The sequence below is a fragment of the Sphingobium sp. SA2 genome (genome assembly GCF_032227065.1).
GTDB lineage: Bacteria > Pseudomonadota > Alphaproteobacteria > Sphingomonadales > Sphingomonadaceae > Sphingobium.
Window position 1 is genome coordinate 1470001 of the sequence record NZ_JAPMXX010000006.1, and the last position, 23097, is coordinate 1493097.

Consider the following 23097-nt stretch of genomic DNA (forward strand, 5'->3'; position numbering starts at 1 on the left):
GCATGAGATAAGGCCCTGTTTACCCTCCCGGTCGCATGAGGGGGTATGAGCAGGCAGTCGCATCGGCATTTCGATCAATCGAACATCGAAGGAGGCGTCGCCTCCATTTCTCACGACCATCTCGTCGCCGAATTGGCGCTTGCGCAACGCCGGTTCGAGGCGACCTTTTATCATGCGCCGGTGGGCATTGCCCATGCGGGCCTGGATGGCCGCTTCCTGCTGGTAAATCCCCGATTCTGCGAAATCAGCGGGCATGATGCCGATACGCTGTTGCAGGTCGGTTTTCAGCGGATTACCCATCCCGACGATCTCGATACCGACGAAGCCTTACTGGCGCGTCTCCATGCCGGTGAGATACCGCGTTATACGCTGGAAAAACGTTATATCCGCGCCGATGGCGGCATCGTCTGGGTCAACCTGACCGTGTCGATGGTGCGCGATGCAGCGGGGCAGCCCGAATTGTTTGTCGCCGTGATCGAGGATCTGTCCGACCTGCGCCGTGCCAGTTTCGAAGCCGTGCATGATCCGCTGACCGGCCTGCTCAACCGGCGCGGGCTGGCGAACCGCGCTGACGCCATTCTGGCCGACGCCGCGCATACAGGGCAGCCGGTCAGCCTCATCTTCCTCGACCTCGACGGGTTCAAACAATTGAACGACAGCCGCGGCCATGCGGCGGGTGACGCCTGCCTTGCCGATGTGGCAGCGTTGTTGATGGATCATACCGGGGCCATCGATGCGGTCGCGCGGGTGGGTGGCGACGAATTTCTGCTCCTGCTGCCCCTGCGCGACGCGCCGACCGCGACGGCGCTGGGCGATCAATTGCGGCATGCGCTCACGGCGCGCTGCGGCGGGATCAGCGGCTCGTTCGGGCTGGTCACCGCAAGCGGTGCGCTTGATCTCGAAGCGCTGATCGATTGCGCCGACACCGCCATGCTCGCCGCAAAGCGCGGCGGGCGCAATCAACTCAGGACGGGTTATCTTCCCTGACCGGATAATGTGCCGCCGCGAAATAAAGCCCATCGGGCGGGGCATTGAGCCCCAACGCGGCGCGATCCTTCGCCTCCAATGCCGCGCGCAGATCGTCGGTCGACCACCGTCCATAGCCCACCAACGCCAGGCACCCGACCATCGATCGCACCTGATGATGCAGGAAGGATCGCGCGTCTGCGTGAACGGCGATGCGTTCGCCATCGCGCGCGACGTGCAAGCGGTCGAGCGTCTTGACGGGGCTGGCCGATTGGCAATGGGCCGACCGGAAGGTGGTGAAATCATGCAGCCCGACCAACAACTGCGCCGCCGCCTGCATCGCGTCGGCGTCCAGCGGCTTGGCCACTTGCCAAGCCAGCCCCCGTTCGACCGTCAGCGGCGCCCGCCGATTGACGATGCGATAGACATAGGAACGGCCAAGGCAGGAAAAACGCGCATGCCAGTCGTCCGGCACGATCTCGCACGCCAGGATCGCCACCGGATGCGGCCGCAATCGCGCATTGATCCCCCCCATCAGCCGGAATGGGGTGATCGCCTTGGCTATGTCGGCATGCGCCCGCATCGCCAGCCCATGCACGCCCGCATCCGTCCGCCCGGCGGCATGCACCGCCACCCGTTCGCCCGTCACCGCATGGATGGCATCCTCGATCGCCTGCTGCACGCTTGGTCCATGGTTCTGCCGCTGCCACCCCATGAAGGGCCGCCCGTCAAATTCGACCGTGAAGGCGAAGCGGGTCAGGCCCGTCTCCGGCTCATCCATCCACCCGGCTCCTCGCGGGCATGTCGAACCCGCGCAGCAGATCGTCCGGCGTCATCGCTGCCTTGCCTGCGCGCTGGATCAGCGTCGGGCGGATCGCGCCATGACCGCACCCGATCAGCAGCGCATCGTCCAGCATTGCGCCCGCTGCGCCATCCTCATGCTCGACATGCGCCGCCAATATGCGAAACCGCTCGCCGCCATATTCGAAAAAGGCACCCGGAACGGGATTGAAGGCGCGGATCTGGCGCTCGACCTGAATCGCCGGGCGCGTGAAATCGATTCGCGCTTCGGCCTTGTCGATTTTGGCGGCATAGGTCACGCCTTCCTCCGGCTGCGGCATCGCCGGGTGCAGGCTGATGTCGTCCAGCACCTCGACCATCAGCGCCGCACCCGCCTGTGCCAGTTCCTCGTTCAACGCGCCCGCCGTTTTCCCCTCGACCGACGTCACATATTTCGCCCGCATCGGCCCGGTGTCGAGGCCCGCTTCCATGTCCATGATGGTGACGCCTGTGACATTGTCGCCCGCCAGCACCGCCCGCTGGATCGGTGCCGCCCCGCGCCAGCGCGGCAACAGCGACGCATGGATGTTCATGCAGCCATGACGCGGCGCATCGAGAATCGCGCGCGGCAGGATCAACCCGTAAGCTGCCACCACCGCGACGTCGGCGTCGAGCGCGGCAAAGGCCGCCTGCACCTCTGGCTCTTTCAGCGACACCGGCGTCCGCACCTCTATCCCCAGCGCTTCGGCACGCTGATGGACGGGCGAGGGCCGCAAGGCCTTGCCGCGCCCGGCGGGCCGGGGCGGCTGACTGTAGACCGCAACGACCTGATGCCCGGCCGTAACCAGCGCGTCGAGCGCGGGAACGGCGAAATCGGGAGTGCCCATATAGATGATACGCATAGCTTTATCCGGGTTTCCGCACCGGCCCGTTCCCCCACCCGGCCGCCCGCAGGATAATGCCATTGGGTGGTCGGGTGGGGGAGCGGGCCGGCACCGCATCCGAAATGCGCAATTCGCGCATTTCCAAAGAAGCTTCTCAAAGCTCTTGTCGGGACGGGTTGCAACCCCTTATCTCGCAGCATGGCCTCTCCCGAAATCGAAGCGTTGACCCAGGCGCTCTCCCGCCTGCCCGGCCTTGGCCCGCGTTCGGCGCGGCGCGCGGTGCTGCACCTCATCAAGAAGCGCGAGGCGGCGATGGCCCCTTTGCTGCGCGCGCTGGAGGCGGTCAACGAGCGGCTCGTCACCTGCCATGTCTGCGGCAATGTCGATACGGTCGATCCCTGTGGCATATGCACCGATGCGCGCCGCGATCCCCGCGCGCTCTGCGTGGTAGAGGATGTCGCCGACCTGTGGGCACTCGACAAGTCGCGGCTGTTTCCCGGCCGCTTCCATGTGCTGGGCGGAAGGCTGTCCGCGCTTGAAGGCATCCGGCCCGAAGACCTGACCATCGACGCGCTGGTCACCCGGCTGGAACAGGGCGGGGTGGACGAAGTCGTGCTGGCCATGAACGCCACGCTCGAAGGCCAGACCACCGCCCATTATCTCGCCGAACGGCTGGAACGCTTCCCCATCCGCTTGACACAACTGGCCCATGGCGTGCCCGTCGGCGGCGAACTCGACTATCTCGACGAAGGCACCCTCGCTCAGGCACTCCGCGCCAGAAGGCCGGTGGGGTAGGGGGCAACCTCTCCAGTCATCATGATCCTCTCAATCCGTCATCCCGGACTTGATCCGGGATCCATTAGCCTCACCCTGTCGATAGCGAACGACCATCAGGCCCGGTCGGAAACACCGTCACCGCAAAAGCTGGCCTATCGCGCCAGTCCTGCTATGCGCAGGCCATGCAAAATATGCACAACCTTGCTGGCAGCATCGACGTCGATGGCGAATCCTATGAATGGGAACTCCGCCGCGAACCCCAATGGAGCGACATCGACGGGTGGAAAGGCATGGCCATCGCCTTGCAGCAGAAAGACACGCAACGCGGCGCGCTCCTCGAATTTCCGCCGCCCAAGCGCTTGCTGAAAGGCCTGCAACGCGGCCGCCTGCAGATCAACGACGCCATCATCGCCCGCGGCATCCGCGCCGCGCTGGAAGCCGGCTGGGAACCCACCTCGCGCGGCAAACCCATGGTGTTCACCGTCGACGCCGAGGGCAATTAGGGGCAGGGTCGGCCTTCCTGGCCGGCCCTCCCTGCGAAAGCCACTAGCTGACCTGTTCTCCACCTTCCGCTAGACCCACCTCAAGAACCACAGGAGGGATGCCCCGATGATCGACCTGACCCGCACCCATCACAAGGGTATTGCCGTTGCCGATATCGACCGCGCCGTCGCGGACTATGGCGCGGCGCTCGGCCTGACGTTCGCGCCCGTGCGCGATTTCGATCCGCTGCCTTTCTGGACGCCCGAAGACGGCCTGCGCGACCTTCGCGTGCGCGCCACCTATTCGCTGGGTGGCCCCATTCATATCGAACTGGTGCAGGGACAGGGGCCATTCTACGATCCCGCCAGTGCCGAAACGGCCCGCCATATCGGCGTCTGGGTCGATGATCTGCCGACCGAAACCGCACGGCTGGTTGATCTCGGCTGGATCGTCCGCGCCGCCAATGCCGCGCCCGCCGATGGCTATGGCCTCATCGCCTATCTCGCCTCGCCCGATGGCGCGCTGCTGGTCGAACTAATCTCCACTGCGCTCAAGCCCGCTATCGACGAATGGCTGGGCGAATAAGCGGAGGCGACTCGGCGGGCGGCTTGAAATTCCGTGCCATTCCGCTATTTTGTCACGATGGCCATACTTCCTATCCTTGAGGCGCCCGATCCGCGCCTGCGTACCATTTCGACCCCGGTCGAAGCGATCGATGACGATCTGCAACGGCTGATCGACGATATGTTCGAAACGATGTACGACGCGCCCGGCATCGGGCTGGCCGCGATCCAGGTCGGTGTGCCCAAGCGGGTGCTGGTTATGGACCTGCAGGAACCCGAATCCGACGAGGAAGGCGCGCCCCCGGTCAAACGGCCGATGGTCTTCATCAACCCGGAAATCCTGCGCGAATCGCAGGATCTATCGGTCTATAATGAGGGCTGCCTGTCGGTTCCGGAGCAATATGCCGAGGTCGAGCGTCCCGCGACGATCCGCGCCAGCTGGATGGATCGCGATGGCCGCATCCATGAGGAGCAGCTTGAAGGCCTGCTCGCCACCTGCCTTCAGCATGAGATGGACCATCTGGAAGGCGTTTTGTTTATCGATCATCTCTCGCGCATGAAGCGCGACATGCTGCTCAAGAAGCTGACCAAGGCCCGCCGCGCCGCCTGATCCGATATAAAGGGGAAGCCCCGGTCATGCCGACCGGGGCTTTCTGTCATGTCACGCTACGCCGTCGGTATCCAGCGCATAACCCGCTGACCGTACCGTGCGGATGATGTCGGTATAGACGCCATCGGCATTGATCGCCTTGCGCAGACGACGAATATGCACATCGACCGTGCGCAGCTCGATATCGCTATCCTGCCCCCACACGCTGTCGAGCAGCCGTTCGCGCGAGAAGACCCAGCCGGGATGCTCCAGAAAATGCTTGAGCAGCCGGAATTCGGTCGGTCCCAACGGGATCACCTGTCCGCCGCGCCGCACCTTATGCCCCACCGTGTCCATCTCGACATCGGCAAAGGTCAGCGTCTCGCCGGCCAGGGCCGGACGCACCCGCCGCAGCACAGCGCCGACGCGCGCCACCAGCTCGCGGGGCGAGAAGGGCTTGGTGACATAATCGTCCGCGCCGGTTTCCAGGCCACGAACGCGATCCTCTTCCTCGCCGCGCGCGGTCAACATGATGATCGGCACATTCGCCGTGCCGGTCATCCGCCGCAGCCGACGGCACACCTCGATCCCCGACAGGCTTTCGACCATCCAGTCGAGCAGTACGATGTCAGGCACATTTTCCTGCGCCATCAGCAAGGCTTCTTCGCCATCGACCGTATGGGCGACGTCGAAATCCTCGCGCTTGAAATGCCAGATGAGCAATTCGGCCAAAGCCGCGTCATCCTCCACCAGCAGCATCTTGGCCCGTCCCATGGTCAGATCTCCGCCTGGACTTCAGTGCCGCCGCGTTCCCGCTCCGGCATGGTCTGGCCAGTCGCGGCATAATAGACCATCTCGGCGACGTTGGTGGCATGGTCGCCGATCCGCTCGATATGTTTGGCGACGAACAGCAATTGCGCGCATTCGCTGATCGTCTTGGGGTTTTCGACCATGAAGGTCACCAGCGTGCGGAACACGCTATTGTAGAAATCATCCACTACCGCATCGCGATCGACCACCGCCTGCGCCAGATCAGGGTCGCGCGCGGCATAGGCGTTCAGCACGTCATGCACCATCTCGGCGGCCACCTGTCCCATGGAGGGGAGGAGCGACATGGGTTCCAGCAACCGCTTGTTGGTGGCGATCAGCGGCACCCGCTTGGCGATATTCTTGGCATAGTCGCCGATCCGCTCGATCACGCTGACGATCTTGAGCGCGGCGATCACGTCGCGCAGGTCGTTGGCCATCGGCGCGCGCAGCGCGATGACTTCGATCACCAGCTTCTCGACTTCGGCCTCGATCGCGTCGATCCGCTTGTCGCCCTGGACGACCTCGGCCGCCAGCGCCAGATCCTGCCGTTGCAGCGCCAGCATCGCATTTTCGATCGCCGCTTCCGCGCGACCGCCCATTTCGGCGATCAACCCGCGCAGCCGGTCGATTTCGTCGTCAAATGCCTTGATCGTATGTTCAGCCATGTCTTGTCTCTCTCCGCCCGATCAGCCGTAACGACCGGTGATATAGTCCTTGGTCCGCTCCTGGCGCGGATTGGTGAAGATGTCCGACGTCACCCCATATTCGACCAGTTCGCCCAGATGGAAGAAGGCGGTCCGCTGCGACACGCGCGCGGCCTGCTGCATATTATGGGTAACGATGACGATCGCGTAGCGGCCACGCAGTTCGTGGATCAGTTCCTCGATCTTCGCCGTCGCGATCGGATCGAGCGCCGAACAGGGCTCGTCCATCAGGATGACTTCGGGCTCGACCGCGATCGCGCGGCCGATGCACAGACGTTGCTGCTGCCCGCCCGACAGGGCCGTGCCGCTGTCATGTAGACGATCCTTGACTTCTTCCCACAGCCCGGCGCGGCGCAGTGATTTTTCGACCACCACGTCCATGTCCGCCTTCGATGCGGCCAGGCCATGAATGCGCGGCCCATAAGCGATATTCTCGTAGATCGACTTGGGGAAGGGGTTGGGCTTCTGGAACACCATCCCCACCCGTGCGCGCAACTGCACCACGTCCATGGACGAGGCATAGATATCCTCGCCGTCCAGCGTGATCTCGCCTTCGACCCGTGCCGAAGCGACGGTGTCGTTCATGCGGTTCAAGGTCCGCAGGAAGGTCGACTTGCCACAGCCCGACGGGCCGATGAAGGCAGTGACATTGTCCATGTCGACATCGATCGACACGCGCTTGATCGCCTGCTTCTCGCCATAGAAGACGTTGACGTCGCGGGCCGACATTTTCGGATTGGCGATCGCCAGGTTGATTTGGTCTTGGGTCATGGGTGTGGTTACCACCGTGTTTCAAACTTGTTGCGCAGATAGATGGCGAGGCCGTTCATCGCGAGGAGGAAGGCCAGCAGCACGATGATCGCGGCCGATGTCTTTTCGACAAAGCCCTTCGACACTTCGTCCGACCATAGGAAGATCTGGACCGGCAGGACGGTTGCCGGATCGCTGATCCCGCCGGGCGGGGTGGCGATGAAGGCGCGCATGCCGATCATCAGCAGCGGCGCGGTTTCGCCGAGCGCACGGGCCATGCCGATGATCGTGCCGGTGAGGATGCCGGGCAGGGCGAGCGGCAGCACATGCTGGAACACCACTTGCACGGGACTGGCCCCGATGCCGAGTGCCGCGTCGCGGATGCTGGGCGGCACCGACTTGATCGCGTTGCGCCCGGCGATGACGATAACCGGCATCGTCATCAGCGCCAGCGTCATGCCGCCGACCAGCGCCGCCGATCGCGGCAGGTGTAGCAGGTTGAGGAAGATCGACAGGCCGAGCAGACCGAAGATGATCGACGGCACCGCTGCGAGGTTGTTGATCGACACTTCGATGATGTCGGTCCACCACGCCTTGGGCGCATATTCCTCCAGATAGAGGGCGGTTGCCACGCCCACAGGGAAGCTGAGCAACAGCGTCACCAGCATCGTCAGCAACGTGCCCTTGAACGCACCCCAGATGCCGACCTGCGCCGGATCGGTGCCGTCACTGGCGGACAGGAAATTCCAGTTGAAACCCGTCGTCAGCACGCCTGCCTTTTCCAGCCGCGCGACGGCGGCCTCGGCTTCGGGGGGGCCTTCGCTCTTGGCCGCCAGGTCAATGCCGGTCGACGCGGGCAGGGCGATCGTCTCGGTCCGGCTCAGGATCGAGGGATCGGCCTTGATCGCGTCGCGGATGGTGATCCAGGCGGTCGACGACAGGAGAGAGTCGGCGTCCGGCCCCAACGCCTGCTTGGCAACCGCGCTGGTCACCATCGGCAGGTTCGCCTGATTGAGCGATTCGTCCGTGATCGCGGCGGGATCGAGCAGCAGCGGCGAGGCCGGGAAATCGACCGTCAGCGCAATCTCCGTCCGGGTAAAGCCGCGCAGGCCATTGCCCATCATGGTGAAGAGCAGAAAGGCGAGGAAGGCGGCGGACAGAACCACGGCGCCAAGGCCGATCAGCCGGAAACGGCGTTCCTTGGCATAGCGTCCCGCAATCCGCTTGCGCATCGCCTCCGACTTCCAGTCGGTGGGCAGACGTTCGACGGTCATTCGTAAGCCTCGCGATATTTCTTCACGACCCGCAGGGCCACGATGTTGAGCAACAGAGTGATGATGAACAGCACCAGCCCCAGCGCAAAGGCCGCCAGCGTCTTGGCGCTGTCAAACTCCTGATCGCCGGTCAGCAACTGGACGATCTGCGTCGTCACCGTGGTCACGCTGGAAAAGGGATTGAGCGTCAGGTTGGCGGCAAGTCCTGCGGCCATCACCACGATCATCGTCTCGCCGATCGCACGGCTGACGGCGAGCAATACGCCGCCGACGACACCCGGCAGGGCGGCGGGGATGAGGACGCGCTTGATCGTCTCGCTGGTGGTCGCGCCCATCGCCAGGCTGCCGTCGCGCATCGACTGCGGCACGGCGGCGATGCTGTCATCGGCCATGGAGGAGACGAAGGGAATGATCATCACGCCCATGACGAGGCCGGCCGCCAGCGCGCTTTCCGACGATGCACCGGAAATGCCGATCATCACTGCAAAGTCGCGTAGCGCAGGCGCAATGGTGAGCGCCGCGAAATAGCCATAGACGACCGTGGGCACGCCCGCGAGCATCTCCAGCGTCGGCTTCATCCAGCGGCGCACCGTGGGACTGGCATATTGGGTCAGGTAGACCGCGCTCATCAGGCCCAGTGGAATGGCGACGATCATCGCGATGATCGCGCCGACGAAGATCGTGCCCCAGAAGAGCGGGATCGCGCCGAACGCATCCTCATTGCCATAGCCCATCGCCGCCGATTGCGGGCTCCACTTGGTCCCGAACAGGAAGTCGATCGGGTTGACCATCGAGAAGAAGCGGAAACTTTCCCACAATAGCGAAGCGACGATGCCAACAGTGGTCACGATCGCCAGCAATGATGCCACCAACAGCAGAGCCATCACAAGCCGCTCGACCCGCGTGCGCGCCCGGAAATCGGGACGGATGCGGGTAAAGGCATAGGCGCCCCCGGCGAAAGCCAGCACCAGCGCCAATATCGCGCCTGCCAGCCCGAACTTGTCGAGCGCCCGCGTATAAGGCTCGACCAGCGCTTGCGAGGCCGGATTGAAGGCACCCGCCTGCATCCCCGTCGCGATCGCCCGTGCCTCGCCCAATATGGCGGAGCGAGAGAAGTCGTCGAGCGGCAGAGCCTGCGCGGCCGGATCAGCCAGCACGGCCTGCGTCACCAGACTGGGTGCCACATTGGCCCAGACGACCAGGAAAAGGGCAGCGGGCAGCAGCGTCCACAGCGCCACATACCAGCCATGATAGCCCGGCAGGCTGTGGACGGCGTCACGCCGCCCGGTTGTCCGCGCCACCGCCTGCAAACGCATGGCGCGGGCGCGGGCACTGACCCAGGCGATCGCGCCCAGGCCTGCCAGCAGCAGGAGGATTGCGGGTCCGGTCATGGGGTCTCGCTTATTTCAGCTGCGCGCCGTCAAGCACGGTCAGCGCCTTGACGGTTTGCTCGTTCGCCTTGCGGACATCCTCCGGCGCGGCGACCATGCCGCGCTTGGTGAGTGCGCCGCCCGGCGCCCAATTGGTCGCAAAGGTGTTCAAGAAGCCCTGAAGGCCCGGAATGGCGGACATATGCGCCTTCTTCACATAGATGTAGAGCGGGCGCGCGCCAGGATATTGGCCCGACGACACCGTCTCATAGGAGGCTTCGATCCCGTCGATCGGAATATCCTTCAGCGTGGCGCGATTTTCTTCGAGGAAGCTGAAACCGAACACGCCGACCGCATTGGGATTCGCACCCAGCTTCTGCACGATCAGATTGTCATTTTCGCCCGAATCGACATATTTGCCGTCTTCGCGCACGCGGGTGCAGGTCGCCTTATATTCGTCCTCGCTCTTTTCCTTGAGCGCTTCCATTGCCGGATCGCTCTGGCATCCTTTTTCCAGGATCAACTCGGCGAGCGAATCGCGCGTGCCGCTGGTCGATGGCGGGCCGAACACCGAAATCGCGATGGCGGGCAGGCTGGGGTCCACATCCTTCCAGGTCTGCGTCTTGTTCGGACCCTTGCCATAAGGATTGGCGGCCAGCGCCTCATAGACGATCTTGGGGGTCAGCTTGTAGCCAGGGCCATTCTTCGCTTCGGCAAAGGCCAGACCATCGACGCCGATCTGCACTTCGATGATGTCCTTGACGCCATTCCCCGCGCACAGGTCGAACTCGGCCTTCTTCATGCGGCGCGAGGCGTTGGCGATGTCGGGATATTGCGCGCCGACGCCGCTGCAAAACAGCTTCATGCCGCCGCCGGTGCCGGTCGATTCGATGATTGGCGACTTCATGCCGGCATTGGTCTGCACGAACAGTTCGGATGCGGCCGTGGCGAAGGGATAGACGGTGGAGGAACCGACCGCGCGGATCTGATCGCGGGTCGCCCCCGCGCCGCCCTGATCGCCGCAAGCGGACAGGCTAAGGACGCTCAGCGCCGTGGCGGCGAGCAAGGCGAATCTCTTCACGGAAAACCTCCATCAACTAAGGCCGCGATTCGCATGTCGCCGCCCCCCATGGAGCAAGCGTCTAGCTGCGGACCATCGCGCCTTTGTGACAGTCAGGTTGCAGTTTCATGACACCGTGCCCGAAAGCGCCGATGGCCGCCTTCGTTCATCGGCCTTTGCCACCCCTTCATCGGCCGCTGGCGGCAGCAATATGGTGATCGTCGTGCCCTTGCCCAACGTGCTGGCAATATCCAGCCGACCGCGATGCCGCTCGATAATATGTTTGACAATGGCGAGGCCAAGCCCCGTGCCGCCCATCGCACGGCTGCGGCCTGAATCGACGCGATAGAAACGCTCGGTCAATCGCGGCAGGTGATCGGGGCCTATGCCTTCGCCCTCGTCCGCCACGGCCAGCCGCGTCATGCCGCTCGGTCCCTCGGTCAGCGTGACGCGGATCGGCGTGTCGGGCCGACCATATTTCACCGAATTGCCGATCAGATTATGCACCAGCTGCGACAATTGCGCGCGGTCACCCAGCACGGGCGGCAGCGAATGGGCGATCTCCATCTCCACATCGCGGCCGCGCGGCCCATGGCTGGACCGGAATATGCCGACCACTTCGGCAACCAGTTCGGACAGGTCGACAGCACCATCTGGCGCCCGATATTTTTCCGCCTCGATCCGCGAAAGCGAGATGAGATCGTCGATCAACCTCTGCATCCGCCGCGCTTCGCCATCCATGATCTTGAGGAAACGCTGCCGCGTCTCATGGTCCTTGCCCAGTTCGGGGTCGGCCAGCGTCTCGATGAAGCCCAATATCCCGGCCAGCGGCGTGCGCAGTTCGTGGCTCGCATTGGCGACGAAATCGACCCGCATCCGCTCCGCCGCATGGGTGCCGCTATGATCGACCAGATGCACCAGCCGCCGCATCGACGTCACCGCGCCCACCGGTGCCACGCGCATCTGCCAGCGCTGCTCGCGACTGCCGAGGCCCACCAGTTCGATCATGAAGGGATCGGCCAGCGGCGCGGTGCTGGCCAGCCGTTCGGCTGCAGCTGGATGACGAATGGCGATCCGCGCATCGTCGCCTTCTATGTGCGCGCCCAGCAACCGCTGCGCCGCCCGATTGGCGCGCACGATCTTGCCCTTTTCCACCAGCATCAGCGGATCGGAAATCCCTTCCAGCAATGTCGGGAAATCGGGATGGTCGATCAGGTCGGGCTGTTCGGGCGGCGGCGCGGGCTGGTCCGGCTCCGGGTCATGGCCGTGTGCCGCGATCAGCAACACGACCAGCCCCGCCAGAATCGGCAGGGCAATGCCGACGGGCGAAGCGCCAAGCAACAAGGCGCCGCCCGTGCCTAGCATAAGCACGGCCAGCGACGCGGTGATCTGGGAAATGCTGAGTCGATTCATGGTTACCGCACTGGATTTGTCGCGCAAACACTGCGAAGACCTAAGCCCAATAGCGTGCAATCATTACGCTTTGGCAAGCGCGAGATGCGGAACAGGACGATATGAGCGAGCAGATGCCCGATCAGGACGGTCCCCAGATGGACGAAACCGCCGCTGAACCGGCCGTCGCCTCGCGTCGCCAACTGTTGATGGGCGGGGCCATGGCGGCGTCCGCCATCGTCTCGATCCGCCCCGCGCTCGCCAACACCGCCGCCTCGGTCCTGAACTGCACAATCCCCGTGCCCGACAATGGCCGCGCTGGCAATTTCATCGCGCCCAACGGGCATGTGGTGCCTGCGGGCACCCCCGGCGCTTTTCCCGGCACGGGGCGCAGCTTCACCGGCGAACAGGTGAAGCAAGCCCTGCGAGGCCGTCCGCTGCCTGGCACCAGCTATCAGCAGAACCAGGCCTATCTCAATTATATCCGCCGCCTCCAATCGGGGCAGAGCGGCTTCACCTGCTACGCCTCGCTGCAGATGCCGCGCTGAAGCGCCGCTTTTCCGCGACTACGATACCTGTAGCGATCAGGACGAATACGGCTTCGCCGCGTTGAGGACGTCGAACCTGCGAAGGTTCGATCCAACGCAAGGGCAGCCCCATGTTCCACTTCCGCCAATCCCCGGCGCATGCCCTGTCGGTCGCAGTCTATCTCTACGAGCCGGGCGATGGCGGGCTTGATCGGGTCGCGATCCTGCTTGCCAATCATCTTCTGCGTCGCGGCGTTCGCGTCGAACTGTGGATGACCCGCACCGATGGACCAACGGCGCATCTTATCGACCCGGCGCTGACCGTCCGCCGCCTTCCCGCGCCGGGCGGCAACCGGCGGCTGGCGATGATCGCGCAATGGCCAGCACTCGCCCGACTGGTCCGGCGTCATCGTCCCGACATCCTCTATTCGGCGGGCAACCAGAGCAATATGCTGGTCGCGCTCGCTGCGCTGGGTACTGCGACACAGGCGGTCGCACGGATTTCCAACCCGATCCAGCGCCCCGGCAGCCACGGCGTAGCGGCCCAGGCCCGGCTTGTCCGCTTCCGCACGATCGCGCGGCTCAGCGCCCTGACGATCGTGATGGGCCAGCATGACCGCGCCCTGCTGGCCGACAGTGGCCCCGTGCGCCTGCTCTCCCGTCCGACCGTCACCCCCATGATGGATCAGGCCCGCGCCGCCCGCTTGCCCCGCGATCCCGCCGCGCCCGTGCGCCTGCTGATGGTAGGCCGCCTGACCGCACAGAAGGATCAGGCAACGGCGCTCGAAGCCTTGGCGCTGCTCCCCCATTGCGACTGGCAGTTGACGATCGCAGGCCAAGGGCCACTGCGCGCCGCCCTCCAGCAGCAATGCGCCACGTTAGGCATCGCCGACCGCGTGCATTTCACCGGCTTTATCAGCGACCCACATGAACTCGCCGCCCTGATGGGCCACGCCGACCTGCTGCTCCAGCCTTCTCGTTGGGAAGGCCTCTGCGCCACCCTGATCGAAGCCCTGGCTTGCGGTGCGGGTGTGGTCGCGACCGACAGCACGCCCAACATCCACCCGGTTCTCGCCGCCGCCGCCCAGCATCCCCCGGTGCCAACCGGCGACGCCGTCGCCTTCGCCCGCGCCATCGAACGCGCGCTGCGCCAGCCCGCCGACCCCTCAACGCTCGCCGCCGCCGTGCGCGACCATCATGTCGATCGTGCGCTCGACGGCTATTGGCGCGCCTTCGCCGCTCTCGCCGATCGCCCCGAAACCCACGCCCTGCCATCGCCAGCCCTGCGCTGATACGTTAGGCACTTGGCTACGCTTCCGCGCTAGAGGGAGCCAAAGCAGCAGGGTGCCGGACTATGGACAACAGCCTATCCTATCGACGCGATCCGGCCGACGCGCTGCTCAGTTGCGCGCTCGAAGATCTGACGCTGCTCTATCATCGCCGGTCGGGCCAGACCCATATGGTCATCAGCCCCGTGCCCGAACTGCTCGACCGCATGGCCGACGGCACCCCCGTCACCGCGCAGGCGTTGCATGACCGACTAGCGCAGGACTTCGACCTCGGCCCCGCCGACGAAGCGCTCGCTGAAATCGCCACCCATCTCTATGCGCTGGCCGCGCTCGGCCTGGTGCGTCCGGCATGAACCACGCGCTGACCCTGCGCATCGGCCCCGCCACTTTCCGTATCGGTTCGGCCTGGCCCCAGCCGATCGCGCAGTTGCAACACCTCTACGCCGCCTATCCCGATGTGACGGAACAAATCGCCGACTTCACCGTCCGGCTCCAGCCGACCAGCATGGTGCGCCGCTGGGTCCGCCCTTCCATCTTCATCACCGGCGACCATGGCCTTGCCGATGCCGCGCCGATGAGTCTGTCCCACGGTCTGCTGGCGGCGGAGATGGGTATGAACCTCCAGATGGCGCTCGGCTGGCGACGGCATCTGCTGCTCCACGCATCGAGCGTCGAAAAGGACGGCCGCGTGCTGGTGATGACCGGCGAGTCGGGGTCGGGCAAATCCACCCTGGCGGCGTTGCTGGGCGAGCGCGGCTGGCGCTTCATGGGCGACGAATTTGCCCTGCTCGATCTCGACAGTGGCGCGATCCTGCCATTTCCCCGCCTTGTCAGCCTCAAGAACCGCGCGATCGAGGTCGTCGCCGATACGGTCGGGCAAGCCCGCATGGGTCCACTACTCGCCGCGACCGCCAAGGGCGACATCCGCCACATGGTCCCCCGCGCCGATGCCGTCGCGCGCATGGGGGAGGGGGCGATGCCCGCCCTGCTGCTCTTCCCTCGCTTCGGCCATGCCGCCGATATCCGTCCGGTCGGGCAGGGCGAAATCTTCATGCGTCTGACCCAGGCCTCGACCAACTATGTCGCGCTCGGCGAACCCGCCTTCGCCGCCCTGACCCGCTTCGTGCGCGACGTTCCTGCCCGCGCCATCGACTTCCCCACCGGTGAGGACGCCATCGCCATGGTGGAACGGCTGTGGGAGGAGCGGGCATGAGCGCCGCGCTGTTGGTAAGCGCGCTGCGCGACCCCGCGTCCGTCACGACACTCGATGCAACCGGCTGGAACGGCCTGATCGCCGCAGCCCGCGCCGAACGGCTGATCGGCACGCTGGCCTTCCGCCTCGCCGACGTCGCCGTGCCGCCAGCGGTGCAACCGATCCTCGCCGACGCGCGCACCGACGCAGCCCGCGAAGCGCGCCAAGCCCTGTGGGAAGCCGACCGCGCGGTCCAGGCGCTGCGTCCCCTCGACGTGCGGGTCATCCTGCTCAAGGGCACCGCTTATGCAGCGGCCGGACTGCGTGCCGGGCAGGGGCGCTTCATCGGCGACCTCGACATACTCGTGCCGCGCGACCGGCTCGCGGCGGTCGAGCAGGCGCTGATCGCGGCGGGCTGGGAATGGGTGAAGGAAGACGCCTATGACGACGCCTATTATCGCCAGTGGATGCACGAACTCCCCCCGATGATCCACCGCACCCGCGACCGGATGATCGATGTGCATCACACCATCCTGCCGCTCACCGCCCGTCCCAAGCCCGATGCAGCGGCGCTGATCGTTGACGCTGAACCAATAGCCGACGGGTTATATATGCTCTCGGCGGAAGACCGCGTCTGTCACGCCGCCGCGCATATGCTGGCCGACGGGGATCTCCAAGGCGGGCTGCGCAACCTGTGGGACATATATGGCCTGCTAGCCGAATGCGATCCGAGCCTGTTGGACCAGCGCGCCGCCCACCACGGCCTGCGCGCCCATGTGCAGCAGGCGCGGCGGCTGGCGCTGGCGCTCTATGGCGACGGCGCACGCCTGACTCTGTGGGACCGCCTCGTCCGCGCCCGCCTCCTCGCCCGCGACGGCTGGGGCCGCGAAACCCGCAAGGCGCTCGTCTTCGCCTTCTTCCTGCGCTCCCACTGGCTCCGCATGCCCCCCCTGATGCTCGCCCGCCACCTCTGGACCAAATGGCGCAAGGGCCACCGGCCGACATGATATGTTCGCTGTTCCGTTCGCCCTGAACCTGTCGAAGGGCCTTGCTTGTTCCCGCTCTACCGACATGATATGTGTATGATTCTCTAATCGGATACACATCATGCGCACCAATATCGTAATTGACGACGAACTCATGGCGCAGGCCATGCACGCGACCGGCATCAAGACCAAGAAAGAGGCCGTGGAACAGGGGCTGCGCACCCTGCTGCGCCTGAGCGAGCAAGCGGAATTGCGGTCGTTGCGCGGCGCGATCGACTGGGACGGTGATCTTGACGCCCAGCGCTGCGACGGATGATCCTCGTCGATAGCAGCGTCTGGATCGACTATTTTCGCGGCATCGCGACGCCACAAGTCGACCGTCTCGACACTCTGCTGGGACGGGAACCCTTGCTGTTCGGCGATCTCATTCTCGCTGAAATATTACAGGGCATTAGTGCCGACCGGGAGTTCGATCGAGTCCGCCGCCTGCTCCTGACTATGGATGTGATCATCATCGGCGGAGCGGAGGTGGCGGTCGATGCTGCTCGGCACTTCCGCCACCTCCGCGCATTGGGCATCACTGTCCGCAAGACGATCGATACGCTGATCGCCACCCGATGCATCCGCGACGGCCATGCGCTGCTTTTCAGCGATCGTGACTTTGATCCCTTCGTAGCGCATCTGGGGTTGAGGACCGCGATGGCCTAGAAGCAGGATGCGGCGCTAAGCCCCGCTCCCCTATTTCTCCTTCAATATATCTAGCGCCAGCACCGTCATCGCCTCGCTTGCCGAGGCGATCACCTTGTCGGCCTGCGGTGCCCAGAAGGGACTGTGGAGTGACGGAAGCGTCGCCTGTCCCGCAGCGGCCGCCGCCATCTTGTCGGCCGGCACGCCACCGACCCAGAAGATGAAGCTGTTGATGCTCTTGTCCGCGCGATAAAATCGTCCGAAATCCTCGCCCCCCATCACCGCCGGGGTCTTGACCACCCGATCATCGGCGAAATGGGCTTTCAGCACGCCTGCCATCTGTTCGGCAAATTCGGGCGGGTTGAACGTCGACGGGGTGAACTCGTCCTTCACGCTCACCACCGGCATCCGGTTGTCCGGGATGCCCGCCGCAATCGCCTCGCCGCGCGCGATCCGTTCGATCCCCTTGATCAGCTTCTCGCGCGTCTCGTCCGAATAGCTGCGGATCGTCAGCAGCAGCTTGGCTTCGTCGGGGATGATATTATGCTTGGCCCCGGCCTGGAAACTGCCGACCGTCACCACGGCGGGGTCTTGCGGCTCCTGCTCACGGCTCACCAACGTCTGCAGCGACCCCACGATCCGCGATCCCAACACGATCGGATCCTTGGTCGTTTGCGGATAGGCCCCATGGCCGCCGACGCCCTTTACGAGGATGTCCACGCTGTCGACATTGGCCAGCGCAAAGCCCGGCGTATAGCCGATCTTGCCCGCCTCCAGATTGGCGGCATCATGGAAAGCGATGGCATGGGTCGGCCGGGGGAAGCGCGTGTAAAGCCCGTCTTCCAGCATCAGCCGCGCGCCGCGCCCGACTTCCTCGGCGGGCTGCAGGATCATGACCAGCGTGCCTTTCCAGTCATCCTTGCGCGTCGCCAACAGCTTGGCGGTCTGGATGAAGGCGGTCATGTGCGTGTCGTGGCCGCAGGCGTGCATCACGCCCGTTTCCACGCCTTCGGGCGTCTTGGTGCGGACCTTGGACGCAAATTCCAGCCCCGTCTGCTCGACCACCGGCAGGCCGTCCATATCGGCGCGGATCAGCAGCACTGGCCCCGACCCATTCTTCATCACCGCCACGACGCCGGTGCCGCCGACCTTCTCGGTCACGTCATATTTCATCGCCTTCAACCGCTTGGCGAGCTTGGCGGCGGTGTTGACTTCCTTTTCAGACAGTTCGGGGTTGGCATGCAGGTCGCGATAGAGCGCCATCAGCCCGTCCATATCCTTGGCGATCGCCGCACCGATCTCGCTTTGCGCCGGCGGCGCTGCGGCGACGGGGGCATCCGTGGTCTGGGCCGTGGCAATGGACGAAAAGCTGACGGCGGCCATGATGGCCGTAAGCGCGTGGCGCATGCTGATATGTCTCCCTTGGATCGGGGGAGCATAAGCCTATTTTGCGCCGGTTAAAAAGGGGCTGTTTCCAAGGCTGCCCTTGTAAACTTGCGCATAAGAGACTATTTCACATGTGAAAGGAACGATCCGTCGCACGACGCGGCCCGATGATCGTCCTCCCTGCGGCACTTCTCCTTTTTTGGCCCTGATTTTGGCCCTGCCGCCACCAACGCCCCATTCCTCGCACTAGGAGCCTGATCCATGGCCCAGACATCGGCATTCTGCCTCACCCAGCAGTCGCTCCATATCGCCCGTTCGCAGTCGGAAACCTTGCCCAACACCCGCCGGATCGCGCTTGCCGCTGCCGATGCCTGGGGCAAGGAAGCGGCGCTCGCCGCCAATGCCGAACGCCGCCGCGCAACCCGCACGGTCGCGAGCGAAGATGAAGCCATCGTCGCAGAATTTCAGGCCGAAGACGAAGCCGCCGCGCGCGCGGCCGGCTGACCTTTTCCCCTAATCGAAGGAATGGACGATGGCCAAGAGCCAGAAGAAATCGAACAAGGAAGTGCGCAAACCCAAGGCGGAAAAACCGCCCAAGGCCAATGCGTCCAACCCATCCAGCAAGCCTGCGCCGGTCGGCATCGTGACGTTGAAGAGCTGATCGATGACGACGCAAACACCTGACGCCGCCGCCACGCCAACGCCCGCGCGCACCGCGCCCGGCCGACGTTTCACGCCCCGCAACGCCGTGCGCCTCGCACCCGATGCGGCGGAACGGCAAGGTCGCGTCACGCGCCTTGCCATCGAGGCACTAGGCGCTTCCGCCGCGATCCTGTTCCTCAACAGCGAACATGACGGCCTGTCCGACCGGCCACTTCCGCTGGCGACCGCCAGCGAAGATGGCCTGCAATCGGTGCTGCGCCTGCTGGAGCCAGCGGCCGCCTGAACGAACCGGCGACGGCGCTTTATTGCGCCGTCCAACCCCCATCGATGCTCATATTCGCGCCGGTGATGTTCGCAGCGGCGTCGCTGCACAGGAACAGAGCCATGGCCGCGACCTGTTCCACCGTCACGAACTCCTTGGTCGGCTGTCCCGCCAGCAGCACGTCGTTCATGACCTGCTCGCGCGTCATGCCCCGCGCCTTCATCGTGTCGGGAATCTGGTTCTCGACCAGTGGCGTCCAGACATAGCCCGGCGAAATGCAGTTGGCGGTGATCCCGAACGTCGCGACTTCCAACGCGACCGTCTTGGTGAAGCCAGCCAAACCATGCTTGGCGGTGACATAAGCGCTCTTGAACGGCGACGCCGCCTTGCTGTGCGCGCTTGCCGTCTGGATGATCCGCCCCCATTTCTTCGACTTCATATAGGGCACGGCCAGCCGGGTCGTGTGGAAGGCGCTGGTCAGGTTGAGCGCGATGATCAGGTTCCATTTGTCGACCGGAAAATCCTCGACCGGCGACACATGCTGCGTACCGGCATTGTTGATCAGGATATCGACCCCGCCAAAGGCCTCCGCCGCCTGCGCCATCATCGCCTCGATCTCGTCGGCCTTGGTCAGGTCATGGCCGCTATAGAGCGCCTTGACACCGCTCAGCGATTCCAGTTCCAGCCGTTCCTTCTCGATCGCATCGGCATCGCCAAAGCCGTTGATGACGACATTCGCGCCTTCGCCCGCCAGCACCTTGGCATAAGCGAGGCCAATGCCCGACGTCGAACCGGTAATGAGGGCGGTCTTACCTGTCAGGGACTTGCTCATGCCTTTTTCTCCTTGAGATGATCGGGGGCGTCGAGGTCAAAGGTCGAACTCTTGCCATTCAGGATGTTGCGCGCGATCAGGTCGCCCTTGTGCATCACTTCCTCGACGGCATCGCGACCCTGCGCCCAATGGTCGAGCATGGTCGAGCGCGAAAATTCAAAGTCCTTCGCCCCGCTTTCCCAGTCGCGCGTGCGGTAGATGAGGTGGACGATGTTGACCGACCCGACATCGAGGATGTCGCGCAGCGTCTGCGCTTCCGGTTCGCCCTGCAAGGCGGGCGGCAGCTTGTCGAGCAACGCCTTGATCGCGCCATGCTCGCGCCGCAGCCGCAGATATTGGTCGGTCACCTGGCGGGTACGGCTGGAAAATTGAATATCCTTCGCCCGCGAATAGACGTCGGTCATGTGGCGCGGCATCGGCCCTTCGGCGGGGAAGAGGTCGACCTGGAATACCAGCATGTCGTCGGTCTGGTGATCGAGCACATGGGCGAGCGGCGTGTTCGACACGATGCCCCCGTCCCAATACCAGCGCCCGTCAATCTCGATCGGCGGCAGGCCAGGGGGCAGCGCGCCCGACGCCATGATGTGCCGCGCGTCGATCCGCGTATTGCCGCCGGGGCCGCGCGTATCCCAATAGGCGAAATTGCCGGTCTCGACATCGACCGCGCCGACCGACAAGCGCACCGGGCCGTCGTTGAGCAGATCCCAATTGACGCAGGCGTCCAGCGTCTCCTTGAGCGGCGCGCTGTCATAGAAGCTGATCGCACCTGCCGTGCCTTCGGGCATCAAAGTCGCGGGCCACAGGCGGGGGCGGAACATGCCCGGCACGCCGAAACTGGCCACTGTGCCCGCGGCGAGCAGATGCATTGCCTCGCGGATCTGGTCGATTTCGGGCAGGATGATGTTCGGCATGCCGCCCGACACCGTATACCAGAATTTCTTGAGACGGCTGATCCGGCGGTGCGGTTCGTTCCCCGCGATGATCGCCGCGTTGATCGCGCCGATCGAAATCCCCGCGACCCAGGTGACGTCCACGCCCAGTTCGTCGAGTCGCTCATAAGCGCCGGACTGGAAGGAACCCAGCGCACCGCCGCCCTGCAGCAACAGCGCGACTTCGCGGGGAAGGGGGAGCGGCGTGCGCGCACGGCGCAGCGGCTTGGGGTGGATGGGGGGATCACTGTCAGCCATGTCGCACTGCAATATAGGGTTTAGGCCTGGCAATCCAACGCATAGTAGCAGGTAAATTATTCACCGCCTTGCAACCGCATGACCCTTGCGGTGGTTTCCAGCCGTCAGGGAATCGCGTAGGCCGCGATGACGAGAGGGAGGGCATCATGCGGCTCGACGACGAACAGGAAAGCGGCAATTTCGAAGTGCAGGACGGCCGGGGCGGAGGCGGCGGCCTTGGCGGAGGCCTCGGCATGTTGTTGCCGCTGATCGGCAGCCGCTTTGGCTGTGGCGGCATCGCCGTGGTGTTGGTCATCATGGTGGTGATGGGCATGAACCCGCTCAGCCTGATCGGCGGCGGTGGTGGTGGCCAGTCTGTTCAGACGGAGCGCCCGGCGACGACCGAACTGACGGACATCCAGCGCACCTCGCTGAAGGTGCTGGGATCCACCGAGCGCCGCTGGGCGGACATCTTCGAGGCAGAGGGGCAGCAATATCCGCCGCCCACCTTGGTCTTCTACACGCAGAACGGCCAGTCGGGCTGCGGTGCGGCACAATCGGCCATGGGACCATTCTACTGCCCGGCCGATCAGCGCATCTATATCGACACCGACTTCTTCAACGAGATGGAAAGTCGCTTCAACGCGCCGGGCGACTTCCCGATCGGCTATATCATAGCGCATGAGGTAGGGCATCATATCCAGACCATTACCGGCACCGCCGAGAAGGTCCGCGCCGCCCAAAGCCGGGCCAGCGAGGCGGAAGGCAATGCGCTCCAGGTCAAGATGGAGTTACAGGCCGACTGTTATGCCGGCGTCTGGGCCGCGCGCGATACCAATTTGATGGAAGCGGGCGATCTGGAAGAAGGCATGCGCGCCGCCGAAGCGATCGGCGATGACACGCTGCAAAAGGCGGCCGGGCGTCGACCCGTGCCTGAGAGCTTTACGCATGGCAGCGGCGAACAGCGCATGGTCTGGCTACGCAAAGGCCTGTCGACCGGCGACCCCGCTCAGTGCGACACGTTCAGCGGCGCGATCTGACGGTCATTCCGCGTTGGGCGACCCCGGCGGCGCGGAACGGGACGAAAAGATCGGCCCGCTGGCTGTCGTGGGCATATTTGAACTGGGCACGATCAGCGGCTGGCCCGCGCCCGGAAGCGGCTGGCCATAATCGGGCATCGCCGCGACGGGTGGCGCTTGAGGCATGACGATGGGAGGTGATGGCGGGACCGGCGTGACTGGCGCGGGGGCCGCCGTCGCCGCGCTGGTCTCCGCTGCAGGTTGCGACTTGGGCACCACCGCTTCCACGACCATGACAAGCAAGGGCGCGCCCAACAAGGTGGCAATGGCAAAGTTGCGATAGAGCATGGAGCCGTCCCAAATCCCGACGATAATGCCGTCTGCTATTAGGGATCAGAGGTAAAGAAACTGCTGCCTTACTAGGCGACGAACCATTTCAATGATGGTCGAGCTTCTTGAGCAGCGCCATCATATCGTCGGGCAAACTGTCTCGCGGCGGGCTGTAGGTCTTGCGCAAGGCATTGCCGATCCCCTCATAAGGGGCGGGCAGCGCCACGGTGACGATCCGGCCTTTGTCGCCGTCTCCACCGATTGCCGATCGGCAAGCATATTTGCGCTGCATTTCCATAATCCACAGAACGGTCGTCGGGCCAAAAAGTTGCTGGCATTCGTCGCATGGTCACGCG

30 protein-coding genes are annotated in these 23097 nt (G+C 64.5%); 16 read left to right on the top strand and 14 right to left on the bottom strand.

From position 1 onward, the window contains the following. Positions 1 to 45: 45 nt before the first annotated feature. Entirely contained in the window at positions 46 to 987 is a 942-nt protein-coding gene (locus OVY48_RS14835; protein ID WP_313923357.1) for a GGDEF domain-containing protein, read from the top strand. Here OVY48_RS14835 and truA read toward each other — a convergent pair. Continuing rightward, a complete protein-coding gene (truA, locus tag OVY48_RS14840; RefSeq protein ID WP_069067007.1) occupies positions 965 to 1726 on the bottom strand; it encodes a tRNA pseudouridine(38-40) synthase TruA in 762 nt (253 codons plus the stop codon). The two genes, OVY48_RS14835 and truA, sit on opposite strands and share 23 nt — an antisense overlap. 13 nt (positions 1727 to 1739) lie before the next feature. Further along, positions 1740 to 2648: a methionyl-tRNA formyltransferase gene (gene fmt / locus OVY48_RS14845; protein ID WP_313923358.1), complete on the bottom strand. Its 909-nt coding sequence runs from the start codon at positions 2646 to 2648 to the stop codon at positions 1740 to 1742. Between the two features lie 180 nt (positions 2649 to 2828). On the opposite strand from fmt, the gene recR reads away from it, so the two are divergent. The 4 genes from recR to def all read left to right on the top strand — a co-directional run bounded on the left by recR (position 2829) and on the right by def (position 5063). Beyond that, positions 2829 to 3425: a recombination mediator RecR gene (gene recR, locus OVY48_RS14850; protein WP_313923359.1), complete on the top strand. Its 597-nt coding sequence runs from the start codon at positions 2829 to 2831 to the stop codon at positions 3423 to 3425. Between the two features lie 173 nt (positions 3426 to 3598). Then, positions 3599 to 3910, top strand: coding sequence for a hypothetical protein (locus tag OVY48_RS14855; RefSeq protein ID WP_409050381.1), 312 nt, complete (start codon positions 3599 to 3601; stop codon positions 3908 to 3910). 106 nt (positions 3911 to 4016) lie between these two features. Beyond that, positions 4017 to 4475 (top strand): VOC family protein, encoded by a 459-nt coding sequence (locus OVY48_RS14860; RefSeq protein ID WP_313923360.1) that lies wholly within the window; start codon positions 4017 to 4019, stop codon positions 4473 to 4475. Between the two features lie 57 nt (positions 4476 to 4532). Further along, on the top strand, positions 4533 to 5063 hold the full coding sequence (def, locus tag OVY48_RS14865) for a peptide deformylase (protein WP_313924796.1): 531 nt from the start codon (positions 4533 to 4535) through the stop codon (positions 5061 to 5063). Between the two features lie 51 nt (positions 5064 to 5114). Here the strand turns inward: def and phoB are convergent, their stop codons facing one another. The 7 genes from phoB to OVY48_RS14900 all read right to left on the bottom strand — a co-directional run bounded on the left by phoB (position 5115) and on the right by OVY48_RS14900 (position 12423). Then, complete coding sequence (gene phoB, locus OVY48_RS14870) at positions 5115 to 5816, bottom strand: phosphate regulon transcriptional regulator PhoB (RefSeq protein ID WP_313923361.1); 702 nt, start codon at positions 5814 to 5816, stop codon at positions 5115 to 5117. 2 nt (positions 5817 to 5818) lie between these two features. Further along, positions 5819 to 6517 carry a phosphate signaling complex protein PhoU gene (phoU, locus tag OVY48_RS14875; RefSeq protein WP_313923362.1) on the bottom strand — a complete coding sequence of 233 codons (699 nt, stop codon included), beginning with the start codon at positions 6515 to 6517 and terminating at the stop codon, positions 5819 to 5821. Positions 6518 to 6538: 21 nt separating this feature from the next. Beyond that, positions 6539 to 7327, bottom strand: a complete 789-nt coding sequence (gene pstB, locus OVY48_RS14880; RefSeq protein ID WP_037477006.1) for a phosphate ABC transporter ATP-binding protein PstB — start codon at positions 7325 to 7327, stop codon at positions 6539 to 6541. An 8-nt stretch (positions 7328 to 7335) separates the two neighbouring features. Then, on the bottom strand, positions 7336 to 8580 hold the full coding sequence (gene pstA, locus OVY48_RS14885; RefSeq protein ID WP_037477004.1) for a phosphate ABC transporter permease PstA: 1245 nt from the start codon (positions 8578 to 8580) through the stop codon (positions 7336 to 7338). After that, positions 8577 to 9971 (bottom strand): phosphate ABC transporter permease subunit PstC, encoded by a 1395-nt coding sequence (pstC, locus tag OVY48_RS14890; protein ID WP_313923363.1) that lies wholly within the window; start codon positions 9969 to 9971, stop codon positions 8577 to 8579. Before pstC ends, pstA begins: the two co-directional genes overlap by 4 nt. A gap of 10 nt (positions 9972 to 9981) precedes the next feature. After that, a complete protein-coding gene (locus OVY48_RS14895; protein ID WP_313923364.1) occupies positions 9982 to 11031 on the bottom strand; it encodes a substrate-binding domain-containing protein in 1050 nt (349 codons plus the stop codon). 105 nt (positions 11032 to 11136) lie between these two features. Then, on the bottom strand, positions 11137 to 12423 hold the full coding sequence (locus tag OVY48_RS14900; RefSeq protein ID WP_313923365.1) for an ATP-binding protein: 1287 nt from the start codon (positions 12421 to 12423) through the stop codon (positions 11137 to 11139). A 101-nt stretch (positions 12424 to 12524) separates the two neighbouring features. On the opposite strand from OVY48_RS14900, the gene OVY48_RS14905 reads away from it, so the two are divergent. The 7 genes from OVY48_RS14905 (at position 12525) to OVY48_RS14935 (ending at position 17104) form a co-directional block, all read left to right on the top strand. After that, positions 12525 to 12950, top strand: coding sequence for a hypothetical protein (locus OVY48_RS14905; RefSeq protein ID WP_069066074.1), 426 nt, complete (start codon positions 12525 to 12527; stop codon positions 12948 to 12950). Between the two features lie 110 nt (positions 12951 to 13060). Next, positions 13061 to 14221, top strand: a complete 1161-nt coding sequence (locus OVY48_RS14910) for a glycosyltransferase (RefSeq protein ID WP_313923366.1) — start codon at positions 13061 to 13063, stop codon at positions 14219 to 14221. Positions 14222 to 14283: 62 nt separating this feature from the next. Further along, positions 14284 to 14571 (top strand): HPr-rel-A system PqqD family peptide chaperone, encoded by a 288-nt coding sequence (locus tag OVY48_RS14915; protein ID WP_313923367.1) that lies wholly within the window; start codon positions 14284 to 14286, stop codon positions 14569 to 14571. Continuing rightward, positions 14568 to 15431 carry an HprK-related kinase A gene (locus OVY48_RS14920; RefSeq protein ID WP_313923368.1) on the top strand — a complete coding sequence of 288 codons (864 nt, stop codon included), beginning with the start codon at positions 14568 to 14570 and terminating at the stop codon, positions 15429 to 15431. The genes OVY48_RS14915 and OVY48_RS14920 overlap by 4 nt, the downstream gene beginning before the upstream one ends. Beyond that, entirely contained in the window at positions 15428 to 16417 is a 990-nt protein-coding gene (locus OVY48_RS14925) for a nucleotidyltransferase family protein (protein WP_313923369.1), read from the top strand. The genes OVY48_RS14920 and OVY48_RS14925 overlap by 4 nt, the downstream gene beginning before the upstream one ends. A 100-nt stretch (positions 16418 to 16517) precedes the next feature. Then, positions 16518 to 16712: a type II toxin-antitoxin system VapB family antitoxin gene (locus tag OVY48_RS14930; protein ID WP_313923371.1), complete on the top strand. Its 195-nt coding sequence runs from the start codon at positions 16518 to 16520 to the stop codon at positions 16710 to 16712. Next, the gene (locus OVY48_RS14935) at positions 16709 to 17104 is read left to right on the top strand and encodes a PIN domain nuclease (protein WP_313923372.1); all 396 of its coding nucleotides are present in this window, start codon (positions 16709 to 16711) and stop codon (positions 17102 to 17104) included. The genes OVY48_RS14930 and OVY48_RS14935 overlap by 4 nt, the downstream gene beginning before the upstream one ends. Positions 17105 to 17134: 30 nt before the next feature. On the opposite strand, the gene OVY48_RS14940 is transcribed toward OVY48_RS14935, so the two are convergent. Then, the gene (locus OVY48_RS14940) at positions 17135 to 18490 is read right to left on the bottom strand and encodes an amidohydrolase (RefSeq protein ID WP_313923373.1); all 1356 of its coding nucleotides are present in this window, start codon (positions 18488 to 18490) and stop codon (positions 17135 to 17137) included. Between the two features lie 240 nt (positions 18491 to 18730). On the opposite strand from OVY48_RS14940, the gene OVY48_RS14945 reads away from it, so the two are divergent. From OVY48_RS14945 to OVY48_RS14955, 3 genes are read left to right on the top strand one after another with little or no spacing between them, the layout of a single operon-like run. Further along, the gene (locus OVY48_RS14945; protein WP_313923374.1) at positions 18731 to 18973 is read left to right on the top strand and encodes a hypothetical protein; all 243 of its coding nucleotides are present in this window, start codon (positions 18731 to 18733) and stop codon (positions 18971 to 18973) included. 28 nt (positions 18974 to 19001) lie between these two features. Further along, entirely contained in the window at positions 19002 to 19130 is a 129-nt protein-coding gene (locus OVY48_RS14950; RefSeq protein ID WP_255245595.1) for a hypothetical protein, read from the top strand. Between the two features lie 3 nt (positions 19131 to 19133). After that, complete coding sequence (locus OVY48_RS14955) at positions 19134 to 19415, top strand: hypothetical protein (RefSeq protein ID WP_037475024.1); 282 nt, start codon at positions 19134 to 19136, stop codon at positions 19413 to 19415. A gap of 19 nt (positions 19416 to 19434) precedes the next feature. Here the strand turns inward: OVY48_RS14955 and OVY48_RS14960 are convergent, their stop codons facing one another. Together OVY48_RS14960 and OVY48_RS14965 are read right to left on the bottom strand one after the other, a co-directional pair. After that, positions 19435 to 20226: a 3-hydroxybutyrate dehydrogenase gene (locus tag OVY48_RS14960; protein WP_313923375.1), complete on the bottom strand. Its 792-nt coding sequence runs from the start codon at positions 20224 to 20226 to the stop codon at positions 19435 to 19437. Beyond that, positions 20223 to 21413, bottom strand: a complete 1191-nt coding sequence (locus OVY48_RS14965; protein ID WP_069066083.1) for a patatin-like phospholipase family protein — start codon at positions 21411 to 21413, stop codon at positions 20223 to 20225. The genes OVY48_RS14960 and OVY48_RS14965 overlap by 4 nt, the downstream gene beginning before the upstream one ends. 146 nt (positions 21414 to 21559) lie before the next feature. Between OVY48_RS14965 and OVY48_RS14970 the strand changes: the two genes are divergently transcribed. Continuing rightward, positions 21560 to 22432 (top strand): neutral zinc metallopeptidase, encoded by an 873-nt coding sequence (locus OVY48_RS14970; RefSeq protein ID WP_069066084.1) that lies wholly within the window; start codon positions 21560 to 21562, stop codon positions 22430 to 22432. 3 nt (positions 22433 to 22435) lie between these two features. Here the strand turns inward: OVY48_RS14970 and OVY48_RS14975 are convergent, their stop codons facing one another. Together OVY48_RS14975 and OVY48_RS14980 are read right to left on the bottom strand one after the other, a co-directional pair. After that, on the bottom strand, positions 22436 to 22759 hold the full coding sequence (locus OVY48_RS14975; protein WP_313923376.1) for a hypothetical protein: 324 nt from the start codon (positions 22757 to 22759) through the stop codon (positions 22436 to 22438). An 88-nt stretch (positions 22760 to 22847) separates the two neighbouring features. Then, positions 22848 to 23033, bottom strand: a complete 186-nt coding sequence (locus tag OVY48_RS14980; protein ID WP_313923377.1) for a hypothetical protein — start codon at positions 23031 to 23033, stop codon at positions 22848 to 22850. Between the last annotated feature and the right edge of the window lie 64 nt (positions 23034 to 23097).